This is a genomic window from Rhodoferax sp. RT5P35 (genome assembly GCF_056521385.1).
In genome coordinates this window covers 1-1,431 of the sequence record NZ_JBWMAX010000126.1, presented here as the reverse complement: position 1 = coordinate 1,431, position 1,431 = coordinate 1, and the positions used below count along the sequence as shown (strand labels likewise).

The window sequence follows — 1,431 nt, the reverse complement described above, 5'->3', positions numbered from 1 at the left end:
AGCGCAGGTCGGCCAGGCGCAGGGTGCTGCGCAGGGCGGCGATGCGCTGGGCCGTGGTAGCGGTGATGTCGCGGCCCGCGGCCACGTTGTTCAGCGCGTCGTGCACATCGCGGAAGGCGTTTTGCACCGTCTGGGTGTAGGTGGCCAGCGCCTGCTGCTGGCGTGCGTTGGACGCGGCCACCACGGCATCGATGGCCCCGGCGCGGAAGATAGGCTGCGTCAGGTTGCCCACCAGGTTCCACAGCAGCGAGGCCGGGTCGAACAGGTCTTTGAGTTCGCGCGACTGGTAGCCCAGGCCGGCGCAGACGGCGAGGCGATGATCAGCACCCAGGTGCTGATTGAGCTGTTCAACGTGCTGACCCGCAAACAAAAAATGCCCGCCGACACCGCCCGCACCATGGCATTGGCCTACACCGAATGGCAGGTGGTGCAAAGCGACACCGCCCTGGTCAGCGCCGCCATGGACAAAGCCATCCAGCACAAACTCTCCATCTGGGATGCCATGGTGGTCGAGGCTGCCGTGCGCGCCGGGGCGCAGATTTTGTACACCGAAGACATGACGCACGGGCAGCGGTATGGCGGATTGACGCTGGTGAATCCGTTTTTGGGGTGAGTTCCATGAATTTGAGTCCAACGCTGCCCAAATGATGAAACCTTTTTCACGTTGGATGTCAGGAGCATTGCAATGGATATTCGCTACTTTCTCGATCAGCGACTTATTTTCATTAGGCAGTTGTACGTCAACAGCGCCGCTTCGTTCATCGAGCGGAAGCGGAAAATTGAGGCGGAAGAGGAGCCCTTTGTGCCGCCATACAGCGAAGACGCTGAACCGGCCTTTATTTCCGAATGGCTAGAGGCGGAAGAGTCACTGCAAGTTCTTGGTGGGTCATGCATTTCGATGCTGAGTGCATCGTTGCATCTTTACCTCAAGGCATGGGAACGTCAACTTGGAATTCCTGTCGACAAATCTCTCGCACAGACTTTTAAAAGTCGAGGCTGGTTTCATGGTTACAGGGAATATTTCTTGAACCATTTCAGTGTCAAATTTGAAGATAGCCAGTGCCAGTTGACACTATTGGAAGAACTAGTACTCGCACGAAATCGTGTGCAACATCCAGACTCGATCATCAGCCTGAGTACGTACTACTCTGACGATGACCTGAAGAAAATAAAACACCCCTTCTTCATCAATGATCACGAGCGCGAACTACTAACTCGGGATGAAGAAGATGAAAAAAATAGGTTAATGCCGCCAGCGATTCGTATAACTTCTGAAAAATTTCTGACGGCTCTTAGTGAGGTTGTGCTGGTCTAATTCCCCCGGACACCTCGATAGGTGGAATCCACCTGGACGAGAAATATGACCAAGAAGCAAAGACGAACATTCAACGCGGAGTTCAAGCTGCAAGTCGTGCAGATGATTCGCGAGCA

General features: G+C 54.6%; 3 protein-coding genes. 2 read left to right on the top strand and 1 reads right to left on the bottom strand.

Features of this window, described 5'->3' with window-relative positions:
- Positions 1-370: TolC family protein (locus tag AC097L_RS24240; RefSeq protein WP_479589278.1), on the bottom strand; the 370-nt coding region annotated here is incomplete at its 3' end.
- Here AC097L_RS24240 and AC097L_RS24235 point away from each other — a divergent pair.
- Entirely contained in the window at positions 317-613 is a 297-nt protein-coding gene (locus AC097L_RS24235; RefSeq protein WP_479589277.1) for a PIN domain-containing protein, read from the top strand. The two genes, AC097L_RS24240 and AC097L_RS24235, sit on opposite strands and share 54 nt — an antisense overlap.
- A gap of 72 nt (positions 614-685) precedes the next feature.
- Positions 686-1,315, top strand: a complete 630-nt coding sequence (locus tag AC097L_RS24230; RefSeq protein WP_479589276.1) for a hypothetical protein — start codon at positions 686-688, stop codon at positions 1,313-1,315.
- Positions 1,316-1,431 lie beyond the last annotated feature (116 nt).